Origin of the sequence: Duganella violaceipulchra (assembly GCF_019166075.1) — a bacterium.
Lineage (GTDB): Bacteria > Pseudomonadota > Gammaproteobacteria > Burkholderiales > Burkholderiaceae_D > Rugamonas > Rugamonas violaceipulchra.
This window is the reverse complement of record NZ_JAHTGR010000091.1, coordinates 1-747: the sequence shown is the minus strand read 5'-3', so window position 1 is coordinate 747 and position 747 is coordinate 1. Positions and strand designations below refer to the sequence as shown.

Genomic DNA, 747 nt, shown 5'->3' with positions numbered 1-747 from the left:
TGCGCGCCGAATTGGCGCGCACGCTGTCGGAGTTCATGCTGCCTGGCGCATACGTGGTGCTGGACGCTTTCCCGCTGACGCCGAACGGCAAGCTCGATCGCAAGGCGCTGCCGGCGCCGGACGGCGATGCCTACGCCGCGCGCGGCTACGAGGCGCCGCAGGGCGAGACCGAAACAACGCTGGCGGCGATCTGGGCCGATCTGCTGAAATTGGAGCAGGTTGGCCGTCACGATAACTTCTTCGAACTGGGTGGCCACTCGCTGCTGGCGGTGGCGCTGATCGAGCGCATGCGCCGGGCCGGGGTGCAGACCGACGTGCGCAGCTTGTTCGGCACGCCGACCATCGCGGCGCTGGCCGCCGGCGGCGGCTCGGGCGATGTGGTGGTGCCGGCCAACGGCATTGCCGACGGTTGCGCGGCGATCACGCCGGACATGCTGCCGCTGGTGCAACTGAGCCAGCAGCAGATCGATGGCATTGTCGCGGCGGTGCCGGGTGGCGCCGCCAACATCCAGGACATCTATCCATTGGCGCCCTTGCAGGAAGGGATACTGTTCCACCACATGATGCAAAGCGAGGGCGATGCCTACATCATGCCGACCTTGATCGAGTTCGATACGCGGGCGCGCCTGGACGGCTTCCTGTCGACCTTGCAGACGGTGGTCGATCGCCACGACATCCTGCGCACCGCGGTGCTGTGGGATGGCCTGGCCGAACCGGTACAGGTGGTGTGGCGCAGGGCGCCGCTGA

1 protein-coding gene is annotated in these 747 nt (G+C 67.6%); it reads left to right on the top strand.

Annotated elements, in window-relative coordinates:
* The coding region (locus tag KVP70_RS33100) for a condensation domain-containing protein (protein WP_229225262.1) at positions 1-747 on the top strand (747 nt) is incomplete at both ends.